Annotated in this window: 21 protein-coding genes; 8 read left to right on the forward strand and 13 right to left on the reverse strand. The window is 69.7% G+C overall.

Going from position 1 to position 22,389, the window contains the following annotated elements; all coding sequences use genetic code 11:
- Positions 1 to 8: 8 nt before the first annotated feature.
- The 6 genes from WMF44_RS40015 to WMF44_RS40040 all read right to left on the reverse strand — a co-directional run bounded on the left by WMF44_RS40015 (position 9) and on the right by WMF44_RS40040 (position 8,031).
- On the reverse strand, positions 9 to 1,328 hold the full coding sequence (locus tag WMF44_RS40015) for a hypothetical protein (protein WP_437295303.1): 1,320 nt from the start codon (positions 1,326 to 1,328) through the stop codon (positions 9 to 11).
- Between the two features lie 30 nt (positions 1,329 to 1,358).
- The gene (locus WMF44_RS40020) at positions 1,359 to 2,297 is read right to left on the reverse strand and encodes an energy transducer TonB (protein ID WP_437295304.1); all 939 of its coding nucleotides are present in this window, start codon (positions 2,295 to 2,297) and stop codon (positions 1,359 to 1,361) included.
- Complete coding sequence (locus WMF44_RS40025; protein ID WP_437295305.1) at positions 2,294 to 2,746, reverse strand: ExbD/TolR family protein; 453 nt, start codon at positions 2,744 to 2,746, stop codon at positions 2,294 to 2,296. Before WMF44_RS40025 ends, WMF44_RS40020 begins: the two co-directional genes overlap by 4 nt.
- 2 nt (positions 2,747 to 2,748) lie before the next feature.
- Positions 2,749 to 3,507, reverse strand: a complete 759-nt coding sequence (locus WMF44_RS40030; RefSeq protein ID WP_437295306.1) for a MotA/TolQ/ExbB proton channel family protein — start codon at positions 3,505 to 3,507, stop codon at positions 2,749 to 2,751.
- 88 nt (positions 3,508 to 3,595) lie between these two features.
- Positions 3,596 to 6,403: a TonB-dependent siderophore myxochelin receptor MxcH gene (mxcH, locus tag WMF44_RS40035; RefSeq protein WP_437295307.1), complete on the reverse strand. Its 2,808-nt coding sequence runs from the start codon at positions 6,401 to 6,403 to the stop codon at positions 3,596 to 3,598.
- A 236-nt stretch (positions 6,404 to 6,639) separates the two neighbouring features.
- The gene (locus tag WMF44_RS40040; protein ID WP_437295308.1) at positions 6,640 to 8,031 is read right to left on the reverse strand and encodes an MATE family efflux transporter; all 1,392 of its coding nucleotides are present in this window, start codon (positions 8,029 to 8,031) and stop codon (positions 6,640 to 6,642) included.
- A 497-nt stretch (positions 8,032 to 8,528) separates the two neighbouring features.
- On the opposite strand from WMF44_RS40040, the gene WMF44_RS40045 reads away from it, so the two are divergent.
- A complete protein-coding gene (locus WMF44_RS40045) occupies positions 8,529 to 8,894 on the forward strand; it encodes a hypothetical protein (RefSeq protein ID WP_437295309.1) in 366 nt (121 codons plus the stop codon).
- Positions 8,895 to 8,945: 51 nt separating this feature from the next.
- Here the strand turns inward: WMF44_RS40045 and WMF44_RS40050 are convergent, their stop codons facing one another.
- The 3 genes from WMF44_RS40050 to WMF44_RS40060 all read right to left on the reverse strand — a co-directional run bounded on the left by WMF44_RS40050 (position 8,946) and on the right by WMF44_RS40060 (position 11,905).
- Positions 8,946 to 10,130, reverse strand: coding sequence for an alpha/beta hydrolase family esterase (locus tag WMF44_RS40050; protein WP_437295310.1), 1,185 nt, complete (start codon positions 10,128 to 10,130; stop codon positions 8,946 to 8,948).
- Positions 10,120 to 11,118 (reverse strand): hypothetical protein, encoded by a 999-nt coding sequence (locus WMF44_RS40055; RefSeq protein WP_437295311.1) that lies wholly within the window; start codon positions 11,116 to 11,118, stop codon positions 10,120 to 10,122. Before WMF44_RS40055 ends, WMF44_RS40050 begins: the two co-directional genes overlap by 11 nt.
- A 112-nt stretch (positions 11,119 to 11,230) precedes the next feature.
- Entirely contained in the window at positions 11,231 to 11,905 is a 675-nt protein-coding gene (locus WMF44_RS40060; protein ID WP_437295312.1) for an HAD hydrolase-like protein, read from the reverse strand.
- A 362-nt stretch (positions 11,906 to 12,267) separates the two neighbouring features.
- Between WMF44_RS40060 and WMF44_RS40065 the strand changes: the two genes are divergently transcribed.
- The 3 genes from WMF44_RS40065 (at position 12,268) to WMF44_RS40075 (ending at position 14,314) form a co-directional block, all read left to right on the forward strand.
- Positions 12,268 to 12,498: a hypothetical protein gene (locus tag WMF44_RS40065; protein ID WP_437295313.1), complete on the forward strand. Its 231-nt coding sequence runs from the start codon at positions 12,268 to 12,270 to the stop codon at positions 12,496 to 12,498.
- A 19-nt stretch (positions 12,499 to 12,517) separates the two neighbouring features.
- A complete protein-coding gene (locus WMF44_RS40070; RefSeq protein ID WP_437295314.1) occupies positions 12,518 to 13,144 on the forward strand; it encodes a hypothetical protein in 627 nt (208 codons plus the stop codon).
- A gap of 360 nt (positions 13,145 to 13,504) precedes the next feature.
- Positions 13,505 to 14,314, forward strand: a complete 810-nt coding sequence (locus WMF44_RS40075; protein ID WP_437301667.1) for a formylglycine-generating enzyme family protein — start codon at positions 13,505 to 13,507, stop codon at positions 14,312 to 14,314.
- 80 nt (positions 14,315 to 14,394) lie between these two features.
- On the opposite strand, the gene WMF44_RS40080 is transcribed toward WMF44_RS40075, so the two are convergent.
- On the reverse strand, positions 14,395 to 15,060 hold the full coding sequence (locus WMF44_RS40080) for a TetR/AcrR family transcriptional regulator (RefSeq protein ID WP_437295315.1): 666 nt from the start codon (positions 15,058 to 15,060) through the stop codon (positions 14,395 to 14,397).
- A 209-nt stretch (positions 15,061 to 15,269) separates the two neighbouring features.
- Between WMF44_RS40080 and WMF44_RS40085 the strand changes: the two genes are divergently transcribed.
- From WMF44_RS40085 to WMF44_RS40095, 3 genes are all read left to right on the forward strand, one after another.
- Positions 15,270 to 16,487 carry an FAD-dependent monooxygenase gene (locus WMF44_RS40085; RefSeq protein WP_437295316.1) on the forward strand — a complete coding sequence of 406 codons (1,218 nt, stop codon included), beginning with the start codon at positions 15,270 to 15,272 and terminating at the stop codon, positions 16,485 to 16,487.
- Positions 16,488 to 16,563: 76 nt separating this feature from the next.
- Positions 16,564 to 16,944, forward strand: coding sequence for a BlaI/MecI/CopY family transcriptional regulator (locus tag WMF44_RS40090; protein ID WP_044969989.1), 381 nt, complete (start codon positions 16,564 to 16,566; stop codon positions 16,942 to 16,944).
- Position 16,945: 1 nt separating this feature from the next.
- Positions 16,946 to 19,126 carry a penicillin-binding transpeptidase domain-containing protein gene (locus tag WMF44_RS40095; protein WP_437295317.1) on the forward strand — a complete coding sequence of 727 codons (2,181 nt, stop codon included), beginning with the start codon at positions 16,946 to 16,948 and terminating at the stop codon, positions 19,124 to 19,126.
- Positions 19,127 to 19,237: 111 nt separating this feature from the next.
- Here WMF44_RS40095 and WMF44_RS40100 read toward each other — a convergent pair whose 3' ends face one another.
- The 3 genes from WMF44_RS40100 to WMF44_RS40110 form a co-directional block, all read right to left on the reverse strand.
- Complete coding sequence (locus WMF44_RS40100; RefSeq protein WP_437295318.1) at positions 19,238 to 20,215, reverse strand: endo alpha-1,4 polygalactosaminidase; 978 nt, start codon at positions 20,213 to 20,215, stop codon at positions 19,238 to 19,240.
- A gap of 4 nt (positions 20,216 to 20,219) precedes the next feature.
- Positions 20,220 to 20,843 (reverse strand): glutathione S-transferase family protein, encoded by a 624-nt coding sequence (locus WMF44_RS40105; protein ID WP_437295319.1) that lies wholly within the window; start codon positions 20,841 to 20,843, stop codon positions 20,220 to 20,222.
- A gap of 97 nt (positions 20,844 to 20,940) precedes the next feature.
- Entirely contained in the window at positions 20,941 to 21,432 is a 492-nt protein-coding gene (locus tag WMF44_RS40110; protein WP_437295320.1) for a DoxX family protein, read from the reverse strand.
- Between the two features lie 372 nt (positions 21,433 to 21,804).
- Here WMF44_RS40110 and WMF44_RS40115 point away from each other — a divergent pair, with 372 nt between their 5' ends.
- A complete protein-coding gene (locus tag WMF44_RS40115; protein WP_437295321.1) occupies positions 21,805 to 22,344 on the forward strand; it encodes a hypothetical protein in 540 nt (179 codons plus the stop codon).
- The last annotated feature ends 45 nt before the right edge of the window (positions 22,345 to 22,389 follow it).

Raw genomic sequence — 22,389 nt, forward strand, 5'->3', positions numbered from 1 at the left:
TATCCGGTTCAGCGCACGCGCAAGACACCCCACGTGGCGCCAGGCATCGTCAGGGCGCGCGCGGGCGCGCCGTCCCCGGTCGTCCGCACCAGCGTGGTCGAGCCGAAGCCTGCCGTCGACTCGTTCACGTAAGCTTGATCGTCCACCTCGAACACCTTGATGCCGCCGGCGAGCGGCTGGCGATCGAGGGGCTCGGCCGAGCCTGGTTCGTCGAGCTCGATGCGCCACGTCTGCCAGCTCTGCGCCGAGAAAGCCTCGAGATGGGTGGCGTCAGCGCTGGGCGAGTAGAGGCCGGCGTCCAGCACGCGCAGGTACGCCACGCCGTCGGAGCCAGGGACCAGGCCGCCGGTCGGGCCGCCGGTCACGTCGTTGAGCGCCACAACGCTGGTATCGAGCTCGTCCTGGCCCGCTGCCATGCGCGCCATGCACGGCGCAGGAGCTCTCTCCGGGTCGACCATGAAGATCGAGGCGACATAAGGATCGGACGCAAAATGGATATCTCCGCTCGGCGCCTTCGCCGTATAGTAGAGTCCTCCGCAAGGGGCGGCCTTCACCTCGATCGAGCCGTCGGTCGGATCGAAGAAGAGGACCTTCGACTCGCTGGCCACGCGATCGTACGCCGCGCTCACGCCGTACAGCGGAGCGACGAGCCGCCCGCCGTGCTCGCGAAAGCCGGGCTCCCCGAGGAACGTGTAGTCCGCGGCGTCGATCCGCACGTCCGACACGTCGATGCTCCGGGTGATCTCCATGGCAGCGAGATCGAGCTCGAGCGCCTGCCCCGAGACGAGGTCGAAGAGAAACGCTCGGTCCGGGCCGTCGAACATCATCCTCTCCCCGAGGAGGAAGGAGATCCCGGCTGCGCCCAGTCCGAGCCGAGCTTCGAGCTCCGGTTTGCCGCCAGCCACGCCGTATTTCGAGACGGTGAGCTCTTCCGAGCTCACGACATAGAAGACCTCGGTTCGCGGAAGTCCCCAGATAGAGCCTCTCCCGGGGAGCTCGGTGGCCTCGTCCAGGCGGACGGCCCCTTCGCTCAGGTCGTCCACCACCCAGACGAACATGGTGCTGTTCGTGAAGTCGCTGTCCTCGACACGGCTGGCGACGGCATAGCGGGGACCGCCGTCGTCCGGCTCCTCTACGCCGCTCTCCGCGGGGTCGCTGCCGCAACCCGCCGCGAGCGACAGGCAAACGAGGCACGACGTCGCGAGAGCCCAGCGAGCGCCCCCCGTCCGGAATCGTTCCATGAGCCGCCGCCCTTGCTCGCCGCGCCGGGCGCTCGGGCGTACGGCGGCCTCGACCTCGAGGAGCCTGGTAGTACCTGAAGAGTTCATCTCGTGCTTCCTTTCTCGCGTCGGGCTTCGCTAGGGCGCGCCCGTGGATCGCGGATGTCGCGTGAACCTCACGCGGATGGGCGGCGACGTCGCCGTGATGAGCTGGCCTCCCTCGTCGGCGGCGGGCAGGAATCGCTGCCTGCGGGCGCACGCGAGCGACATCTGGCCGAAGCCGTATCCCGGGTCCGAGAGGAGCTCCGCCGAGGTTACGGTGCCGTCCGGACGAACGACCGTGCGAATGACCACCGTTTGCTCGTCCACCGAGAGCGCGTCCGCTTCGCGCGGCCAGGGGCAATTCCACTCCCGCGCGGGCTGCCCGACGGGCCTCGCGCGCGAGGGGCCTCCCTGCCGGCGCTCCGGAGGAGCGCTCTGGTCCACACGCGCGGCGTTCACCGCCTGCGCGCTCGTCCCCGCGGAGGAGGTGACACCCCCGGCATACCGCTCTCCGCGTCCAACGGCGATGTCGAACCCGGTGAAATCGAGCGGCGCAGCCGCGTTTTCCGCCAGGGCGACCTGCCCTGCCTGCGCGGGCGGTGGAGGCGCGGAGGGCGCGTCAGGCGCCCGAGGAGCGGCAGGAGCGGCCGCGCGCGCGGGGGAGCGCTCGGCGGCCCTGGGCGCCGGAGCTTCCGCTCGTGGCGAGGGGCTCGGCGGCGACGGTGGTGGGGCCAGATCGACCACGTGCTCCACCTGCAGCGGCGGGCGCGCCTCGCGCTGGCTCGCCGTCGTGTCGTCCGGTCCCAGGCGGAGCGCGATGATCCCGACCGTGCCCTGCATGACGGCCGCCGGCATGAGCGCGAGCACGAGCGCTCGGGCCGAGTGTTCCTTGACGGCTCCCAGGACGATCCCGGCGGTGCTGTCGGCCGCGAATGCGCGGCTTCGTCCCCTCGCGCGCCGGGGCTGGTCGTGGGCGCGCGCCGCGTCGAGGACGATGCCGGCGACGCTCTCGGGGTGGAATTCCGATCGACTCATCGGTGGCCTGTCCTCTCCGCCGCATGGGCCTCGGCCTCCGGGCGGACGGCGCCGAAGGCGACACGCGCGATCCCCGCGGCTTTCAGCGTGTCGAGCACCGTCATCACGCGGCCGTGCGAGGCGGCGCGGTCGGCCTGGATCACGGCCCGGAGTTGCGGATCGCGCGACAGGGCCGCCCGCGCGCGCTCGCGGAGCGCCGCATCGTCGATCGCGGCCCCGTCGACCTGCACGGGCCCCTCCGCGGGCAGCACCACGCTCAGCACCGCCTGGACCTCTTCGCTCTGCGACGCGTGCGGCAGATCCAGCGGGACGGCGGGCGCGACGACGATCTTCGCGGTGACGATGAAGATGATCAAGAGGACCAGCGTGATGTCGACGAGCGGCGTCACGTTGATCCCTTCGATGATCCCGCCGCGGCGGGATCTCGCGCTCTGCCCGGCGCTCGCCATGACTAGGCCGCCTCCGGGCGGGACGCCTCGCCGTTCATCGGCTTGTCGATCGAAGCTCCGCCATGGGCCGCGCGCGCGAGCTCGACACGAGAGGACGGAGACGCGGCCTCTCCGGTCGCCAGGTAGGCGAGCACCAGGTTCGAGAGCGTCTCGGCGTCGTCGAGCATCGCGGCGATCCGGCGCTGCAGGTAGTTGTAAGCGGCCACCGCCGGCAGCGCGACGCCGATGCCCACGGCCGTCGCCACGAGCGCTTCCGCGATCGCCGCCATGACCGCGGCGGAGGCGACCTGGCTCGCGGCCCCGCCGCCCGCCGCCCCCGTGGCCTGACCGAGCTGCTCGAACGCCAGGATCACGCCGATGACGGTGCCAAAGAGGCCGACGAAGGGCGCGTTGTTGCCGAGGGTCCCGAGGTACGCGAGCCGCGCCTCGAGCGCCTTCCGCTCGGCGGCCATCGCGCTCTGCATCCCCTTGTCCGCCGCTGCCGACCCGCGCTGCGCGAGCCTCAGGCCCGCACGGGCGACGATCGCCCCGACCGACCGCATCGGCCGGAGCGCGTCGAGCGCGGCGGCGACCGAGCCACTCGACAGGTGGGCGTCGAGCTCGGCGGCGAGCGCTCGCACGTCGTCGTCCTTCGATCGGAAGTAGAGCCAGCGCTCGATCGCGATGGCGATGCTGCCCGCCGAGAGCGCGAACAGGAGCCAAAGGACCCAGGACGCGCCGGACTGAACGAGCAGGTTCTTGACGGCTACAACGGTGTGCATCTCATCTCCTCGGGTTCGTGTGCTCGGCGAGCCGCAGGGTCTGTTGGTTCGTCGCGTGGCCGTTCATCCCATCACCTGCCCCTCGAGCTCAGAGCTCCGCCGTGGTCTTGACGTAGAAGCTCCGTCCCGGGCGCGGCGTGCCGAAGAAGTCGAACACACGCTCATCCGTGAGGTTCTGCATCTCGAGCGTCGTGCTCAGGCTCGCGCTGCCGCGCCGGACGACGTATCCGAGCCCGGCCGAGTGCACGAGCTGCGAGGGGATCACCTGCTTGGACTCACGCCGGCCGAGGCTCTCCCAGGTGCGGAAGTACTCGTGCACGTAGCGGCTGTTCCACGTGAGCGCGACCTCGTCCTCCGCGGCGAGGACGCGGCGAAACAGGAGGCGCGCGGTGCCGTTGGCGAAGAGGTACGGGCGGTTCGGGATGCGATCTCCCTCGAAGGCGCCGAACGCCCCCTCGCTCGAGGTGTTGCGGAAATCGAGGTAGGTGACGTTGCCGTCGAGCGCGAGGTGCTCCCCGGGCGAGGTCCATCCGGCGGAGCCTTCGACGCCGAGCGACCGCGCGCCGTGGACGTTCTCGTAGCTCTGGTCCCGATCGTTGCCGAGGAGCACGATCAGCCGGTCCGCCGCGCGCAGGAAGCCATTGCCCGTCGCGCGAAGGGCGCCCGCCGGCGTCTCGCGGGCGTCGAGGGTGAGCCCGAGGTTGACGTTGTGGCTGATCTCGGGATCGAGCCCGAGGTTGGCCGCGATGAACGTGTTGTCGCCGAAGACCTCGTCGGGGCTGGGCAGCCGCGTCGCCCACTCGTAGGAGGCCTTCCCGTAGAGCCAGGGCGTGAACCTGTACCGGAGCGCGTCGCCGATGCCGAAGCGGTGGGTGCTCCCGTCGCGGTCGCGCGCAAGATCACCGGCGGCCGGGCTCTCGCTCGCGACGCGCTGCACGTACTGCTTGACGAACAGGACGTTATCGAGCCGGTCCTCGAGCAGGTCGAGGTCGTACTCGAGGCCATTCACCAGCGCGAGCACGCTGCGCCGGTCGGCGAGCGGATCGGGGCTATCCGGGTCGCGTTGCCGGCGCTCATCCCCCGTCCGTGTCACGTAGGTCGGCGCGACGGCCAGGCGGACGGCGTGTGACGGCCGGATGCGCCATTCCACGTTGAGGCGCGCGAAGGCGGAATGGTCCCAGAAGACCTGGTCGTGAGGGAAAGCGTCCGTCTCGCCAGGCTCGCTGCCCTCCGGGTCGCAGCGTCCCATCCAGTCGTAGTCGCAGGTCGCGACGTCGAGGAAGCGCCCTCGGACGTACGCATAGCCGCCCACCGCGTCGAGCGACACGCCGCGCCCCAGCGGCTGTTCATAACGGAGGTTCACGCCTGCCGACGTCTCTCCGTACGTCACGCCGCCGTACGGGACCCTCATGACGAGCCTGTGCTGGTACTCCTTGTCGTAGTCGGTCACGAAGGCGCGCAGGCGCAAGCGCCGCGCCCACGGCCGATCGACGACCCCGATCTCCACGTGGCCTCCCGCGCTGCGGTACGCGTCGTGAAAGCGGTAGACGCGCGCCGGCGAGAAGCGCCCGCGCTCGTCCTCTACCTCGTCGAGCTCGACCGGGTAGTCGTTCTTCGCGTAATCGAAGAAGCCGCTCGCGCGGGCGAACAAGCCGCTCGGCCTGTGCAGGTGGCTGCCGGCGAGCGCCGCTCTGTGGGTCTCGAACGAGCCCACCTCGTAGGACGCGCCGGCGCGCGATTCGCAGAGATCCTGATCGGTGATCAGGTCGACCGCCCCGCCGAGGGCGTCGGCGCCGAGGCGCACCGGGACCACGCCGCTGTAGATTTCGACGCGCTCGACGAGGCCGACCGGCACGTTCGATACGCCGAAGGGATAGCCGGCCAGATCGAGCGGCACGCCGTCGAGGAAGAACCGCACCTGATCGCCCGTCAGCCCGTTCAGCGAGAAGCGCGTGGCCGAGCCGAGGCCTCCCTCGCGGCGCACGCCGACCCCCTGCGTGCGCGCGAGCACCTCGCCCATGTCCGAGGACTCCCGCTTGATGCGGTCCGTCTCGACGACCGTCACGGCCTCGGCCGACTGCCGGCGCCGCTCGGCTTCCGACGGCCCGCGCACGGTCACCTCGATCGGGGCCTCCTCGCCGGATGGCACGAGCCGCAAGGCGATCTCGGCGACGTGCGCTCCGGCGATCTCGGTCTCGACCTCGGCCCGGCCGACGCCGCTCGCCTCGGCGATCACGACGCAGGGCCCGGGCGCAAGGCCCTCGATCTGGAACCGGCCCTCGCCGTCGGTGCGCGTTCGCTCGGTGGAGCCATCCTGGTGCCGCACGAGCACCTCGGCGCCGGCGACGCCGTGGGAGCTCGCGCCGGGCGAGAGCACGCGCCCGCGGAGCGCGCCGCTCGCAGGCGCCTTCGGGAGGCGAAACTCGTAGGCGTAGAGGATCCGGGAGGCGACCGGGGTGTCCCCCCGTCGCGCAGGCGAAAACAGGAAGCGCTGCGCTGCGGCCTGCGCCGCCTCGTCGAAGCCGTGCCCCGCGGCCTGCGCCACGTCCGCCGCCGACACCCGCCCATCCGCCTCGATGCTGAGCCTCAGCACGACGGTCCCCTCCCGGCCTTGCGCGTGGGCGGCCGCCGGGTAATCGGCCTCGGCGAACGAGGTGAGGACCGGCGGGTGATTCTCCGGCGCCTGTCGGGGTTCATCCGCGGCGCCCGGAGGCGCTTCGCCGTCCGGCGCGGCGTCCCGGGCCGGCTCCGCCGGCGAAGCCGCGCCGGCGTCCTGCGCGCGCGCGGCCCCGCCCGCGAGAAGAGCTCCGGCCGTGACAAAAGCGGCGGCGCCGGCGCTCCTTCGCGCCCGGGACGGGCGCGCCGAGCCTCGACGCGCGGGAGCCTTGGCGTTCATGCGGCGACATCTATAGCAACCATTAGGATGTTGCAATAGTTTTGCATGTGTACCCAGGATGCCGTTCATGACCGCGCGCGCGGCGATCGGCGCGGGCTCTCTGGGCGGGCAAGGGAGAAGGGGACATCGCGCGTCGGGAGAGCGCCACGCGGGGGTCGGCCGGTGCGCGCCGCTTCCTGCCGATCACCGGGGTGATCGCCGCGGGCCGGCGGGAGATCCCGGAGGCCGGGCCGGGCTCAGCCGGCGGGCGCTTCCCTGAGCGCGGCGCTCGTCTCGACGTCGCGCCCGTCGAGCCTGCGAAACTCTCGATTCACCATGACGAGCACGAGGAGGAACATCGCCACATCGATGGCAGTGGTCCCCCAGTAGACCCCGCTCACCCCGACGAGCCTCGGGAGGAGCCACATCAGGGGGATGAAGAGCACCACCTGCCTCAGGAGGGCGACCACGCTCGCGAGCTTCGCCCTCTCCAGGCAGGGGAACAGCACCAGCGCGTTGAAGACATACGGCAGGAGGGGCAGCACGACGATGTAGATCCGGAAATCGAGCAGCTGCTGCGCGGTGAACTCGGACCCCGGCAGCAGGAAGCCGAGGACCGCGCTCGGGGCGAGCATCATCGCGAGCCAGAACGGCAGGACGAACGCGACCCCGGCGAGCCCGAAGAGGCTGAAGGCCCGCTTCACCCTGACGTGGCGCTGCGCCCCGTAGTTGATCCCTTCCACCGGCTGCAAGGCGCGCATGAGCCCGAGCATCGGGGTCAGCATGAACAGGAAGAGGCGGTTGCAGGCGGCGTAGAAGGCGACGTCGTTCTCCGTGCCCTGGCCCGAGACCGCGTTGTAGACGACGACGTTCTGGGCGATGCCCATGATGGTCAAGATCATGCCCGGCATGCCCAGGGAGACGATCTGCTTCCGGATCGCCGGATCGATGCGGATCGTGCGCCAGGCCGAGTCGAACGAGGCGCGCCCCCGCGCGAAATACAGGAGCCCCACGACCGAGTACACGAGCATCGCCGCGTTGGTGGCCCACGCCGCGCCTTGCACGCCCCAGCCGAACGTGTGGATGAACAGCGGCTTCAGGAGGACATCCACCAGCAGGCCGAGGGAGATCATCCACGCGGCCGTCTTCATCTTGCCTTCGCCGCGCACCGTCATGTTCACGGCCAGGCCGTGAACCCAGAACACCGAGCCGAGCGCCGTCACCTTGAAGTACTCGGTGCCGTACGCGAGGATCTCCCCGGTGCCGCCCATCATGCGCACCAGCGGCTCAGCGAACACGTAGGCGAGCACGGTGTAAGGCAGGCTGAGGAGCAGCGACAGCCCGTTCACGCTGCCCAGCAGGCCGTGGAGCTTGCTCTTGTCGCCGGCGCCCAGGTAGATGCTGAGCGCCGTGCCCGCGCCCGTCCCGACCAGGCTGCCGAGGCCGAGCGTCATCTGGGACAAGGGGTAGGCGATGCCGACGCCGGCCAGGGCGCTCTTGTTCATCAGCTGGCCCACGAACACGGCGTCCAGGAAGGCGTTGAGCCCGTAGAGCACCATGGCCAGCACCGCGGGCCACGAGAGCTCCCACATCACTCTCGTCAGCTTCCCCTCGAGGATGAACTGCTTCTGGGTGTCTCTATCGTTCATGGCACAGATCTCCGTCGATTCGGTCTCATCGACTCCACACGGCCGCAGCCGCGCCGCCCTCCACGCGCGCGACGACAACGCAGCTGGAAGAAATCTGTTTTCATGACGTCCCCACATCGAGAGCGCAGACGTGAGCGTCCGCAGGCGCCAGGGTGCCCGCGAAGCCACCTCCTCGGACGAACGCGATCCGACAGGCAGCCCCAGGGCACACCGCGCCCCTGCTCCTCCCTCTCCAGCGTGCTTGCTCCCTCCTAGCATACGCGCCGGCACAGATGCAATTGATTTTTATTTTCATCGCACGGGGCGACCGGCGGGAGCAGCATTTCGGCCGCGATCTGGAGGGATTTTCTGCCGCTCGGCCGCGGCGCGCGCGGCGGTCGGCCCCCGTTGCCCGGGGGCGATCGCGGGGCCCCGGCGTCGCGCCGCGCGAGGATCCTCGGCCCCGGGCTGCGCGCCGTAGTACAAACCCACGAGCACATCCCTGGAAGGAGCGCGCGATGGCAAAGCTCATGGTCTTCGAGACGTTCTCCAAGTCGGACATCGAGGCGCTGCTCGACGCCGGCGTCGTCGTCAACCTCGCGTTCGACGCGTCGCACCCGAAGCGGGAGAAGACGGTCCACCTCGAGCTGCTCATCGACGCCACGCAGGAGGCGATCCTGCGGCTCAGGAGCCGTTACAACGAGACGTACATCAAGCTGAAGGGCGCGCTGATGCAGGGCGAGGGCACCTACAAGCTCGAGTGCCACACCTTCGATCAGGACATCGTCGACAGCTCGCCGAAGTCCTACGAGATCCGCCAGAACCGCGCGATCGTGCGGTACGGCGACGCCGGCACCGTCATCCAGGACATCGGCTGGTGGTGAGCGCCGGCGCCGGGTGGTTGGCCGGCGCCGGAATCGGTGGCCGCCTCCGTGTCAAGGAAGCGAATGCCGCTTCAGCGTGGCCCACCCGATCTCGGGGCTCCCCCAGGTCATGCCGCCGCCCTCCGTGGTGCACAGCGTCACCTCCGCGCCGCTTGCGCAGCTCGAGTACGTCGAGCAACCGTCGCTGTCCGCCGCGCTCGGTGATCCCGTGCACCGGTTCAGCTCGGCCCACCTCTCGAAGGTGCCGGCGGCTCCGAGGAAGGTGATGTTCGCGCCGTTCGGCGCCTGCTGAGGCCCGCCCTCGTAAGGCACCAGCAAGTCCGCGGTACCCCGGAACGAGATCTCGGTCACAGGCCGCGACGGCTGGCAGGGCTGCTCCGACGCCGCCAGAAGGTCGAACGCGCTGGGAGCGACCGCGGCAAAGACGTCCGCGGCGTTGCAGGCCAGGTGGTACGCCATCCCGCCCCCGTTCGCGACGCCGACGGCATAGACCCGCTTGAGGTCGACACACGCCTCCTTCTGGACCTCCTGGACCAGGGCGCGCGCGAACCCCACGTCGTCGACGTCACGCGACGTCGTGCAGCACGGACCGATGTTCCACGCGCCGTCGATGCCCTGCGGCCACGCGACGATGAACCCCTCGGCCTCGGCGAGCTCGCGGTACCCCGAGGCCTCGGCCTCCTCCGCCGGGGTCCCGCCCAGCGTATGGTAATCGAGCACCAGCGGCATGGGGCTCGCGCCCGTGTAGCTCGCGGGGAGGCGAACGACGTAGCTTCGGGTGGTGTCCCCGACCGTCACCGTGCGCTCGTTGTCGCCGGGCGAAAGCGTGGTCGCCGGGCAGGCGGTCGCCGTCTCGCCGTCGCCGGGCGTCCGGCAGAAGCCGCCCTGACAGCGGAACGGCGCGCCGAGCGGCTCGCAGTCGACGTCGCCGCTGCAGGAGATATCGCAGAACGCGGCGCTCTCGGCCGCGTCGCAGGCCGCCTCGGCAGGCCGCTCCGCCACGGCCACGCACTCGGCGCCGAAGACGAGCGCCGTACACTCGCGGGCGACCGAGCAGGCGCGCGTGCAGACGCCGCAGATGCAGGAGAGACCGTCCGCGCAGCTGGCATCACAGCTCCTGAGAAAGTTGGTCTCGCTCCCCGTTTGAGGGCCGATGTCCCTGCAGGCCGAGCCGAGGAGCGCCCCGCCCGTCACGCTCGCGATGAGGCACGCCGTCACGACCACCCTAGATCTCATCGCCGCCCCCGCTGTCCTGCTGGATCAAGCACTGTCCGATGTACAGAACGACCTGCGTGTACCTGTCCGGCCTCTCGTGCGCCGCGTTGAAGGCCTCGACCTGCTCGCGCAGCTCGACCAGCTGGGCACGCAGGCGCCCCAGCGTCTCGTAAGCCCGCTGTTCGTGCGGATGGCCGGGCCACAGGTCGAGGGTATAGGTGCTCCCCCCGACGCGGTCGCCGAGGCCGGGCGCGGAGCGATCCTCGCGCAGCCGGCACAGGATGGTCTTCACCATCGCCTGGAAGTGATCGAAGATCGCCGCCTCCCACCCCACGGGCGAGCCCAGCAGCACGTAGAGGCTCCCGGCGCTGTACGTCGCGCCCGCGCCCTCCCCGGTCCGCTCGACGCGCGCCGATTCCACGAGGCGCCCCAGGGCGGCGTCGAGCTCCGCGCGCTCGATGTGCGTCCGCTGCAGCAGCTCGTCGCGCGCGAGCGGGCCTTCCCGGTAGATGATCGCCCAGACCAGCTCGTCGACGCCTTCGCCGGAGCGGAGCGCGCGCAGCGCGCCCAGCTCGTCGTCGGACACCGCGCGATACACCACCTGAGCCCCCTGCCCCGCCTGGAAGATCAGGCGGCTCTCGCAGAGGTCGAAGAGCACCCCGCGGAGCAGGACGTCATCCTCGCCGGCGAACGCCCTCAAGATCTCGGCCCGCGGCGTGATCCCCCGGCGGCGGATGTGGTCCAGCACGGCCTCCCAGAGCGAACGGCCGCGCTCGACCGAGCTCTCCGTGATCCGCCGGACGCGGCGCTGATAGGTCCGGAGCCCCATGCCGAACATGTCGGCGCTCACCTTGCGGCTGACCCCTTGCCGCTCGAGCTCGGTGACCAGGTCCTGGAACACCTGGTCTGCGAGCTGGGCCAGGGGTGCGCGCCAGCCGCCCGAGGTCGCCAGCTGGGCGATGAGGACGGTGGTCTGGCGAACGATGGCATGAATCAGCTCTACCGTCATAAGTTGATAAGTATCGTCGAGAAGCCTCGTGGCGCGCCACAGAGTAACGCCACACAGGCCGGCGTGGGGAGTGACAAACCCGACACCCCCCGGGCGCGGGAGGGGCGCGGCCTCATCGAGCCGCTCGGCCTCGGGCCTCCCTCAGCGCACGCACCGCCAGCACCAGCTCCTCCAGCGTGTCGACGACGCGGTCGGCGCCCGCAGCCTCCAGCTCCGCGCGCGATCCGTATCCCCAGGTCACCCCGATCGCCACGAGGCCGTGCGCCTTGGCGCCGAGGACATCGTGCTCGCGGTCGCCGATCATGCAGGCGTCGGCGGGGGTGAGCGACTCGCGCTCGAGGGCGTGCGCGATGAGCTCGGCCTTTGTCGAGCGCTCGCCGGACAGCTCGGCGCCGTAGACCCGAGGCACGTGCGAGCGAAGGCCGAAGTGGTCGACGATGCGCTCGGCATAGACGGCCGCCTTGCTGGTGACGAGGCAGAGGCCGTGGCCCGCCTGGCCGAGCTGCGCGAGCGCCTCTGGCACACCGGGATACACGCTGTTCTCGAACAGGCCGAGCGTGCCGAAGCGCTCGCGATAGACGCGCACGGCCTCCTCGATACGAACGCTGTCGCGCGTCGCCAGGATCTCGGCGAACGCCTCGCGCAGCGGCGGACCGATGAAGCGGCGCACCTCGGCGAGGCCGATCGAGCCGTGCCCGAGCACACGGGCCGCGTGCACGAAGCAGGCGGCGATGCCAGGGGCCGGATCCGTCAAGGTGCCGTCGAGATCGAGAAACAACGTACGCATGGCGGCGCACGTTGGGCACCGAAGGGCGCGACGGCAAGGGCCGCGAACTGCGTACAGACGCGAGGTCAGACCGAACGGAACTTTTCGGTGACGCTCCCCTCGGAGAGTGGGCATCTTGATGGCTCTCCAGGTCGACGAGCGGGGGATGACAGATCTGTCCAAGGGGGGCGACGGCGATCTCGCCGTCTATTCACGCGGGTCGCAGCGGCAATAGAACAAGGAGGGTCGGACGCGAGCCGAGGGTCTCCGCAGGTCCTGACCAGCGCCCCCTAACAGAAGGTGACGACGATGAATTATCCTGTTCTTTCCTCCCGATTGGTGGTCCGTTGCGCTCTTGGGATGGCCGTGCTCAGCCTCGGAGCTTGCGCTTCAGAAGTCGACCCGAACGACGGTTCGGAGTCGGAGAGCGCAGCAACCGGAGGGACGACGGGCACCACCGCTTCCACGACCGGGAGCTCGACGAGCGGGGGGACAGGCGCTGGAAGCTCCAGCTCTGCCGGTGCGACAACGGGGACGACCGGCGCGGGAGGAGCCCCGAGCGGCAGCACCAGCGGCGCTTCCGGCACCGGCGGAGGCGGCACCGGCGGCGCTGACCCGAGCGGACCGGCGTCGGTGAGCAGCACGAGCACGGGCGGCGATCCCGGGACGGGCGGCGGGGGTGACGGCCTGCCTCCGACGGGCGACAACTCGGTTGCGTACACCGGCTGCTCGATGGCCAACAACATCGGCACTGGCTACAAGCGCGTCGGCGGCAAGGTCATGTGGAACGCGGACAACTACCAAACGGGCGCCATGGTGGTCCAGAACTGGACCAACCCGAACAGCTCTTCCTGGCAGCTCTTCGACCGGAAGATGGAGTCGATCGGCGGGAAAGACGTCGTCAAGGCCATCATGGTCCAGATCTGCATCCTGTCGCAGCGGGCGACCGACAAGGAGCTCCGTGACATGGTCAACGCGGCGCGCCAGCACGTCAACCCGGGCACGCATATCTACATCGTGGGCCAGCCGGTCTACAACGCAGGGCACGACTGCTTCATCGCGGGGGCGGGCGGCGCCGACTGGACGGACATGAAGGCGCAAGAGCTGGCCAAGGACGCGACCATCAACGAGAACATGAGCTACCTCGGGAAGTTCATCCTCAACAACGACGCGGGCGAGGTCAGCGACGGCTGCCACGCCAGCAGCCCGAAGGGCGAGAACGTGCTGGGAGAGCAGGCGAAGGCGTTCTTCGGGGGCTGATCGGAGCACAGGTCCGACGAGAGCGAGCTGCGATGTCGACGGGCGCGCGCATGTCCGCACAGATGTGTGTGCAAAGTAGCGGTGAGCCCTGCCCGTAGGAGGGGAGCAGGAGCTGACCATCGTGGGTGACCTATGATCTCGCTTGCCACTCCCTACCACACCGTCGGCATCGCATGTTTCGGGCTGCTGCTCTCGGCAGGTTGCACCTGCGGAAACGAGGAGAGGACCGCGGCGGACGAGACGATCGCGAAGGATCGAAGCAGCGGCCACGCGGGCGCCTGGGCTGGAACGGCGCCAAGTTGCACCGGGCTGCCGGCGACCTGCGGGCCATCGGAGAACGAGGACTGCTGCGAGAGCTCGCTGGTCCCCGGCGGAACGTTCGCTCGAAGCTACGACGGCGTGGACTATCTGGACCGGAGCTCCCCGGCGACGGTGAGCGACTTCTACCTCGACAGGTACGAGATCACCGTGGGCCGGTTCCGGGCGTTCGTGAACGCAGGCATGGGCACGCAGGCCAGCCCGCCTGGGGATGGCGCGGGCGCACACCCAAAGATCCCAGGGTCTGGCTGGAGCTCGGCGTGGAACACCAAGCTGCCGCCGAGCACGGCTGCCCTGAAAGACGCCCTGAAGTGCTTCGTGCACCAGAGCTGGACGGACACGGCGGGGAGCGACGAAAACAAGCCGATCAACTGCCTGGACTGGTACACGGCGTTCGCGTTCTGTGCGTGGGACGGCGGACGGCTGGCGACAGAGGCGGAGTGGAACTACGCGGCCTCCGGGGGCAGCGAGCACAGGTACTATCCGTGGTCGAAGCCCGCGACCTCCACGATGATCGATGACAGCTACGCGGTTTACTGCGGCGGGACCTGCAGCCTGCGGAACGTCGGCTCGACGTCGCCAAGAGGCGACGGGAAGTGGGGGCAGTCCGACCTCGGCGGGAACGCGTGGGAATGGACGCTGGACTGGGATCCGGTCCAGTACCCGATGCCATGTCATGACTGCGCCGCCGTGACAGCGGGCTCCTACCGGGCTTTCCGGAGCGGCAGCAACGACGACCTCGCCCCGACCCTGCGGTCAGCCACCCGCCACGTCTACTACCCCGAGCTCCGAGGCAACATCGGGTCGCGTTGCGCCAGAAACCCTGAGGTGAGCGCGGCGATTCGCCCTTGATGTCGCGCTCGAGAGCCTGACATGTCACGGTCGCCGTCACGCTCCGGCCGCGACGCCGCGCACCGCCGAAGCCGCCTGCGCTACGCGCGGGATCGAGGCTGGGCCGGGCGGCTGGGCGCGTAGGCTCGAAGAAATGCGCGCACCCCCTCGACGAGGAGCTCTCGCATGCGGGCGTCGTTCGGGGCGATCGCCGGCCCGAGCGCGTTGGCGGCGAGCAAGACGGTCAGCGCGATGAAATGATCGGCCGCCCGCCGGGGGTTCGGCGCGTCGAGCAGCCCTGCACGCGCAAATTCGGCGAACCGCTCCGCGATCGCCTCTTCCGGAGCGTTCATCATCCAGTGGTCGCGACCTCGCAGCTGGGACAGCTGAACGGACTCCATCGTCACCAGCCGCACGAGGGCAAGGTAGTCCACCGAGCCGAGCATCTCGGTCACGATCCGCGCCGAGAAGGTGATCAAGGCGTCCTCCAGGTCCGTGACGTGCGTCAAGGTGTCCTCGATGGCCCGTCGGATCGCCGCCATGAGCAGGTCACCTGAGGACTCGACGACCGCCAGCAAGAGAGCCTGCTTGTCGCCGAAGTAGTCATACACCGTCCTCTTGGAGACGCCGGCGCGAGCGGCGATAGCATCGACGCTCGAGCGGTCGAACCCGTCGGCCAGGAACAACTCCCGGGCCGCCACGAGGATGGCGGATCGCTTCTGCGCGGACCCTTCACGAAGAGCCTTTTGTGCGCCGGTGGAGGACATGCACCTCCAAGTATAGCCCATTTTGGCCTCTTTTTGCCCTGGCCTCAGTAGACTACACCGTGTAGTGTAGTCCACGTCAGAGCTCCCTGGGCCGAGTGGACCGCGGCCGGCGGCTGCTTGCCCTGCCTCGTGGCAGCGGGCGGGTCGCGCCGATCTCTCGCGGATGCGCCCTCCGCCGCTGCGAGCTCACACCGAAGGAAGGCGGACACATGGCGACTTCGCGGAACAAGAAGATCCTGATCTCCGGCGCGAGCATCGCCGGCCCCGTGCTCGCGTACTGGCTTCACAGGTACGGCTTCCAGGTCACGGTGGTGGAGAAGGCTGGCGCTGTGCGAAGCGGCGGCTACGCCATCGACATCCGGGGCACCGCGATCGACGTCGTGAAGCGCATGGGCGTGCTGTCGCGCATCGCAGCCGCGCACATCGACTCACGCAGAGTCACGTTCGTCGATGGCGACGGCGCGCTCATCGGGTCGATCCGGCCCGAGGCGCTCACCGGCGGCAAGGAAGGCCGGGATCTGGAGCTGCCTCGCGGAGAGCTCACGACGGTGCTTTACGACGCCGTCCGAGATGACGTCGAGTTCCGCTTCGGCGACTCCATCACCACCTTGAACGAGCACGGCGGCGGCGTCGATGTGCGCTTCCAGAGCGGCCTGCAACGCCCCTTCGACCTGGTCATCGGCGCTGACGGATTGCATTCGAACACACGGCGGCTCGCCTTCGGGCCCGAGGCGCAGTACCACCGTTATCTCGGCTACTGCTTTGCAGGTTTCACCATCTCCAACACCATCGGGCTCTCTCACGAGGCGTTCATCAGCAACACGCCCGGGAAGGCGGCCGTGCTGTTCGCGGCCGGCGACAGCGATCGCCTGCACGCCTTCCTGACCTTCGCCCGTCCCCAGCCTCCCTTCTCGGAGTTCGCCGACATCGAGGCGCAGCGAAGGTTGACCGCCAGTGTCTTCGCCGGCGCCCGCTGGGAAGTACCGCGGATGCTCGCCGCTCTGCAGGAGGCCACCGATGTCTTCTTCGACGTCGTCAGCCAGATCCGCATGCCTCGATGGTCGAAGGGGAGGGTCGCCCTCGTGGGAGACGCGGCTTACGCTCCGTCGTTCTTGTCGGGCCAAGGTACGAGCACTGCCATGGTCGGCGCCTATGTCCTGGCGGGGGAGCTGGCTACCCATTCCGACCCTGGCGCCGCCTTCGCCTCGTACGAGCGCGTCATGAGGCCGTTCGTCGAGGTGAACCAGTCGCTCGCCAGCGGCGGCGCGGCCAGTCTGATCCCCGCCACATCGCGAGCGCTGTGGATCCGGAATCAAGCGCTCCGGGTGGCACCATGGCTGACGCGCACGGGGCTTCCCGGTCGCAAGGGCCGGAAGGCCTCGACGGCGCTCACCCTCCCCCTCTATGGCGTGCAGGCCCGAGGATAGCTCGCGGATCGCACGTGCTAAGAAATTAGCACGCGATGCTTGCTAATTTCTTAGCACCAGGCTACGGATGGACGTCATGCCGAAGCCGCCGCTCACGCGCCGAGAGCGCGAGATCATGGACATTTTGTACCGCCTACGGCGCGCGACCGCGCACGAGGTGAAGGACAACCTCGAGGATCCGCCGAGCTACTCCGCGGTCCGCGCGCTGCTGCGCCTGCTGGAGGAGCGCGGGCACGTCAAGCACGTGGAGGAAGGGCAACGCTACGTCTACACGCCCGTCGCGGCCCCGAGCGAGGCTCGCAGGAGCGCGCTGGCGCAGGTCGTGCGGACGTTCTTTGGAGGCTCGGTCGAGCAAGCGGTCACCGCGCTTGTCGACACGTCAAAGTCCAAGCTGTCGCGCGAAGAGCTGGATCGCATCGCCCAGGTGATCGAGCGCGCCAAGAAAGAAGGGGGTTGAGATGAGCCCGATCGAGATGAGCCCGCTGCCGTTCCTCGTCGATGCCGCGCGGGGCGCCGTGCTCCTCGGGCTCGCCCTCGCGGCGATGCCGCTGCTCCGCCGCGCGCCGGCCTCCACGCGCCGGCTCGTGCTGGTGCTCGGGCTCGCGGCCGCGGCGCTGGTGCCGGTCGCCTCGCGGCTCGTTCCGGCGTGGCGCGTGCTGCCGGTCGCCGAGCTTGGCGCCGCGGACGCGGGTAGACCCTTCGCCGAGCCCATCGGGGACGCCATTGCCCCGCCCTCCGTCGAGCCTGTCTCCCACGCCGTGGCGCAGGCTCCGTCCACGCCTGTCGCTCCGGCGAAGCAGTCCTTTCCGTGGGGCCCGGTGCTCCTTGCCGTGTGGGCGCTCGGGGCATTTGCGGTGCTCGCTCGCCTGGCCCATGGCCTCGCCAAGGCGCGTGGGATCGCCCGGCGCGCGACCCCGCTCTCGTTTCCGGGGATCACGGCGACCCTCGGCGAAGCGCGCATGAACGCCCGCGTGTGCATCAGCTCCGAGATCGATGTGCCGGCGGTGACCGGGGTCTTTTCGGCGGTGGTGCTGGTGCCGCGGGAGGCGCTCGAGTGGAGCCAGGCGCGCTGGCGGGCCGTGCTGCTACACGAGCTGGCGCACGTCCGGCAGCGCGATTGTCTTGCCCAGATCGTGGGGCAGCTCGCCTGTGCAATGCACTGGTTCAACCCGCTGGTGTGGCTCGCGGCGCGCAGGCTTCGCATGGAGCGCGAGCTGTCGGCGGACGAGCGGGTCCTGGCGAGCGGGGCCCGGCCGACCGAATATGCCGAGCACCTGCTGGCCATTGCGACGAGCGCGGCGCGGCTCCGTGAGGTGCCGCGCGGAGCGCTCGGGATGGCGGAGCCCTCGCAGCTCTTGGCGCGGGTCGAGGCCATCGTGCGACCGCGGGCGGGGTCGCTGCGCACGTCGGCGGCGCGGGGCGTTGCAATCACCGCGTCGGCTGCGGCGCTGCTCGGGGTGGTGGCGTGCGTCACCGCCGGCAAGGAAGGACCTGCCGCGGCTGTGGCGGCCAATCCGTCCAATCCGTCCGGGAAGTCGGAGCCGGTCGCTCCTGCACCGGCGGGCGCGTCCGTTCCGGCCTCCACCTCCGCCGTTGCTAGCTCCACGCCGGCCTCACTGGCCCATCTTACCGCGGAGGTCGCCTCCGTGATGGGCGCCCCGGCCGATCGCCTGGAGCTCACGATCGATCGCGACATCCAGGCGATCGTCGAGGAAGAGATGAAGCGGATGGCGGACGAATGGCGCCCTGTCGCCGCCACGGCGATCGTGCTCGATCCGAAGACCGGCGAGGTGCTGGCCATCCATGATCCGAGCACCGCCGCGGCGCCGCGCATCAGCGGCTCGACCATCAAGTCGCTCACCGTCGCGGCCGCGCTCGACGAGGGGGCCATTTCGGTGACCGACCGGTTCTTCTGCGACAAGGGAGCGCGGCGCTATGGCAAGGAAGTCCTCCGCGACGCGAGCCCGAACGAGTGGCTCGACGTGCCGCAGATCCTCATGCGCTCGTCGAACATCGGAGCCTCGCGGATCTTCGACAAGCTGGGCGGCGAGGCGCTCGGGCGCTGGCTCCGGCGCTTTCATTTCGGCGAGGCGACGCGCATCCAGCTCCGCGGCGCGCCGGTCGGCGAGGTCCCTCCGGTCATCGCGGACGGCTCGCTCCGCGGCGTGGCCCTGGCATCGGGCCATGGCGGCGCGATGGCCAGCCCGCTTCAGATGGCCGCCGCTTATGCCACCATCGCCAATGACGGCGTGTTCAATGCGCCGACGCTCGCCCGGCGCGCCCGGGGCGCGGACGGCGGCGTCCGCTTCGAGCACCACGTGGAGAATGAGCGCGTGCTCCGCCCGGAGACGGCGCGGGCGGTGATGGGCATGCTGGAGCGCGCCGTGAGCGACGAGCAGGCGACGGGCAAAGCGGCGCGTGTGCAAGGCGTGCGGGTCGCCGGGAAGACCGGCACCACGGACGAGCGATCGACGGCCGGCGAGCCGCGCAATTACGCGAGCTTCATCGGGGCCGCGCCGGCCGAGCAGCCGCGCTTCGTCATCCTCGTCGGCGCGGTGGTCGCCGCGGAGGACGCGACGGGCGGCAAGGTGGCGGGGCCGGTGTTCGCGCGCATCGCCGCGCGGGCGCTCGGGCGCTGATCCGAGCGCGTCGGGGGCGCCAACGTCGAGGGGTACGCGCCCCCGTTCTTTCCCCGGCTACGTCCCGCTCACCGACAAGGCGATGATGCGGGCGCTCGGAAGCGCCGCGGGTCACCGGCAGGGCCACCGGCCGCCGTCGAGGTCGAGCGGCATCTCCATGCTGTTGAAGCCCCAGGCGTTCGCCTGTTCGCAGAAGAGCGACCTGTCGGTCATGTGACCGGAGAACGGATCGTCGTACTCCACCTCGAACACGGCCTTGCCGTTCGCCAGGAAGGTATCGACGAGGATCTCGCACTCTTCGTACTCGAAGCACTGCTCGTTCAGCGTCCAGTCGAAGTACGGCCACAGGTCCGCCGCCTGCTCGATGTCGCCCTTGAGCCCCACGGACATGCCCAGCGAGTGGGCGAGATCCGCGATGAACACGTTGTAGGCGAGCTGGTCTTCATAGCGGAGGGGGAACCCGGAGTCGTTGGCGTAACCGTCGACCTCGTCGGGCTCGATGGCGTCGAAGCCCTTGTCCTTGCAGACCTGGAACCGGGCCAGCATGATCGGCCCGAGGACATCGATCTGCCGGATGTCGAGCCAGAACGAGCCCTCCCAGTGGTAGTCCGGGTTGCCTTTGACCGACTCCGGGAAGTCGCCGGCGTCTGGCCGATAGTCCTCGAACGCGCCGACGTCGACGTAGCAGATGACCTTGGCGCCCTTCGCGTGCAGCGCGGCCACCGTCTCGGCCGGCGTGAACTCCCAGTCGAGGTCGTAGACCGTGGGAGGCGGCGACGCGATGGGCGCTCCCGTGGGATCGACCAGGCCCATGTCCCTGGGGTCGTCCAGGTCCAGGGGGTGGTCGATCATCCAGTGCCACGACGTCTGGAGCGCCGGGATCCAGACGCCGGGGCCCCCGCCGGCGGATGTCGATGAGGCGGACGCCGATGAGGTGGACGTCGACGCCGGCGTGCCCGAGCTGCCGGGCGAGCCCGGGCGCGAGCCCCCTGCCCCGCCCGGATCCACGCCGGCGTCGCCGCACGCGGCGGGCACCGCCGCGAGGACGAAGATCAACGACTTGACCACCGCGGGCCACGATCGATTCATGATTTCAGCCCCTGTCCTCGCCACGGCACCTCGCGCGCGCGCGCTGGTACTCCGGCCGCGCGGCGATCCGCTCCTGGTAGGCGACGAGCTCGTCGGGCAGCGTCTTGCCGAGCGCGCCGCGATAGATTCCGATCGCTGTGCTCACGGAGATGTCGGCGAGCGTGAGGCCCTCGCCGGCGAGAAAAGGCATGTCGCCGAGCACGGTGGCCGTGAAGCGCAAGGCCTTCTCGACGCTCGCCTCCTGCGCGCGGACCGACCAGTTGCGCTTGTCCGCCTCCGGCGCGCCGAAATGTGCTGTCAGCAGGGCATTGACGGCTGCCCCGAGGGTCGCTTCGCCGAACACGGTCATTTGCAGCACGCGCGCGAGCGCCGGATCGCCCTTGCCGGGCAAGAGGGGCGTGGGCCCGTGGTGCTGCGCCACGTAGAGCATCATCGCGACGGACTCGTGGATCGCCACGCCGCCCTCATCCTCGAGGAACGGCACGGTGCCGAGCGGATGCCGCGCGAGGTAGGCTTCGCTCGGCGGAAACGAGACCATCTCGACCTGGTAGGGCAACCCCATCTCTTCGCACTGCCACATCACGCGCAGGCCGCGGGCCCCGCGCGCGAAGTTGTAGACCTTGATCATCGGTGGTCTCCTTGCTCGCGATCCGTGGTTCGAGCGGCGGGCTGGCCGCGGCCCGATCTGACCATGAAGGCGGGGAGGCGGGAAGCCCATGGGAAGCTCATCGGTCGAGCGACGCCGGGCTCGCGAGCAGCGCGCGCGCGCGGCGGTCGCGCAGCCAGAGCCCCGCCCAGAGGAGCGCGGCGATGTAGATCGGAAAGAGCGTGTGGCTGAAGAGCGGGCTCCCGACCCGGACGTGGATCGCGATCGCGCCGCCCAGGTAACCGGTCCACAGAACCGCGCCGAGCAGCGCGGTGCGCGGGATCAGGTACGTCACCAGGCAAGCGATCTGGAGGTAGCCGAGGGTGGGGACGAGGCTGACGGGAAACCCGAGCTGGGCCGTGGCTGCATCCGCGGGGAACAGCTGCAGCACCTTCACCGCGGCGTCGAACGTCAGGAACAGCACGCCCAGCCCGCTCAGGACGCGTCCCGCCCACAGCGCTCGCCTGGACGGCGCCGCGCCGGGCGCTGCGGCGCTGGCCGGCGCCTCGGCCCGGGGCGCGGTGGTGAGATCCTGGTCACGATGATGGATGCTGGTGGAGATCGCGGTCATGGGTGCCTCCGTGCTGGGATTCACCCCCGTAGACCCCCGGCCCCACCAGGAATCATCGGTCGCCTGAAAAAAAATCGCCGCGCCGCCCCTGACCGGGCGCCCGGCCCGGTGGACGCCCTCCGGCGCGGGGCGATGCTGCGCGAACGCGGGCGCGCCCCTCGCCGCCGTCGGCACGAGCCGCGCCTTCGTCCGGTGGAGAGCCCGCGGTCCGGCGCTGGTCTCCTTGACAAGGTAGGGCAGCCGTCGGCTACGCTAATTTCCCACGATGTGTGCGAGCGGCACGAGGGGGTGGGGTCGGGGTTCTAGGCGCTCCACGCGGGTTCTCGCAGCGGAACGCTAAGTCGTTGGGCAGGCAGAAGAACGGATTTCACAATGCCCCGGCAGAAGAAAATTGAGGTCACTCACGACGGCGTACGACGGACCTACATCATGTGGTACGCGGACGACCCACCTGCGAGAAGAGAGGCCATCGCGTTCTTCCGAACAGTCGGCGACCTGTTTCCGGCGATGAATATCCCCCGGGAAGTAGAGGAGATGCCGGTCGACGAGGCCACCAAATACCTGAGGAACCATCCGATTCAAGAGCAGTGGGAGGGGCTCACTCTCGTCGGCACCATCGAGGATCGCGACTTGGTGCGACTCCAGCACATCAGGGAACTCCGAAGAGTGTGGGTCCTCAACGGTAACGTGTCAGACCAAGGCATGAAGCATCTTCTATGGCTCGATCGGATCGAGAGCCTGGTGCTGTACTCGGAGCGGCTCACCGACGCTTGTCTTGAGTCTATTCGGCAGATGTCATCACTGCGCACGCTCGACATGCAGGGGTCTCTTAACGTTTCCCGTTCCGCATTCGAAGAGGCCGTCCTATCGTTGCCCCAGATTGAGGCACTCTACGCGCCTGAGCCTCCGTGACGTCGCCCGCGGTCAAGGTCTTCGAAGGCCTGCGACGTCAGGCAC

Origin of the sequence: Sorangium sp. So ce426, assembly GCF_051475585.1 — a bacterium.
Classification (GTDB): domain Bacteria; phylum Myxococcota_A; class Polyangia; order Polyangiales; family Polyangiaceae; genus Sorangium; species Sorangium cellulosum_B.

Bases quoted from the DNA above. Each gene is read 5' to 3' on its own strand.
- WMF44_RS40015 (WP_437295303.1), bottom strand. From the start codon at position 1,328: ATGAACTCTTCAGGTACTACCAGGCTCCTCGAGGTCGAGGCCGCCGTA.
- WMF44_RS40025 (WP_437295305.1), bottom strand. From the start codon at position 2,746: ATGGCGAGCGCCGGGCAGAGCGCGAGATCCCGCCGCGGCGGGATCATC.
- WMF44_RS40100 (WP_437295318.1), bottom strand. From the start codon at position 20,215: ATGAATCGATCGTGGCCCGCGGTGGTCAAGTCGTTGATCTTCGTCCTC.
- WMF44_RS40050 (WP_437295310.1), bottom strand. From the start codon at position 10,130: ATGAGATCTAGGGTGGTCGTGACGGCGTGCCTCATCGCGAGCGTGACG.
- WMF44_RS40060 (WP_437295312.1), bottom strand. From the start codon at position 11,905: ATGCGTACGTTGTTTCTCGATCTCGACGGCACCTTGACGGATCCGGCC.
- WMF44_RS40080 (WP_437295315.1), bottom strand. From the start codon at position 15,060: ATGTCCTCCACCGGCGCACAAAAGGCTCTTCGTGAAGGGTCCGCGCAG.
- WMF44_RS40045 (WP_437295309.1), top strand. From the start codon at position 8,529: ATGGCAAAGCTCATGGTCTTCGAGACGTTCTCCAAGTCGGACATCGAG.
- WMF44_RS40030 (WP_437295306.1), bottom strand. From the start codon at position 3,507: ATGCACACCGTTGTAGCCGTCAAGAACCTGCTCGTTCAGTCCGGCGCG.
- WMF44_RS40110 (WP_437295320.1), bottom strand. From the start codon at position 21,432: ATGACCGCGATCTCCACCAGCATCCATCATCGTGACCAGGATCTCACC.
- WMF44_RS40085 (WP_437295316.1), top strand. From the start codon at position 15,270: ATGGCGACTTCGCGGAACAAGAAGATCCTGATCTCCGGCGCGAGCATC.
- WMF44_RS40055 (WP_437295311.1), bottom strand. From the start codon at position 11,118: ATGACGGTAGAGCTGATTCATGCCATCGTTCGCCAGACCACCGTCCTC.
- mxcH (WP_437295307.1), bottom strand. From the start codon at position 6,403: ATGAACGCCAAGGCTCCCGCGCGTCGAGGCTCGGCGCGCCCGTCCCGG.
- WMF44_RS40105 (WP_437295319.1), bottom strand. From the start codon at position 20,843: ATGATCAAGGTCTACAACTTCGCGCGCGGGGCCCGCGGCCTGCGCGTG.
- WMF44_RS40115 (WP_437295321.1), top strand. From the start codon at position 21,805: ATGCCCCGGCAGAAGAAAATTGAGGTCACTCACGACGGCGTACGACGG.
- WMF44_RS40090 (WP_044969989.1), top strand. From the start codon at position 16,564: ATGCCGAAGCCGCCGCTCACGCGCCGAGAGCGCGAGATCATGGACATT.
- WMF44_RS40020 (WP_437295304.1), bottom strand. From the start codon at position 2,297: ATGAGTCGATCGGAATTCCACCCCGAGAGCGTCGCCGGCATCGTCCTC.
- WMF44_RS40095 (WP_437295317.1), top strand. From the start codon at position 16,946: ATGAGCCCGATCGAGATGAGCCCGCTGCCGTTCCTCGTCGATGCCGCG.
- WMF44_RS40040 (WP_437295308.1), bottom strand. From the start codon at position 8,031: ATGAACGATAGAGACACCCAGAAGCAGTTCATCCTCGAGGGGAAGCTG.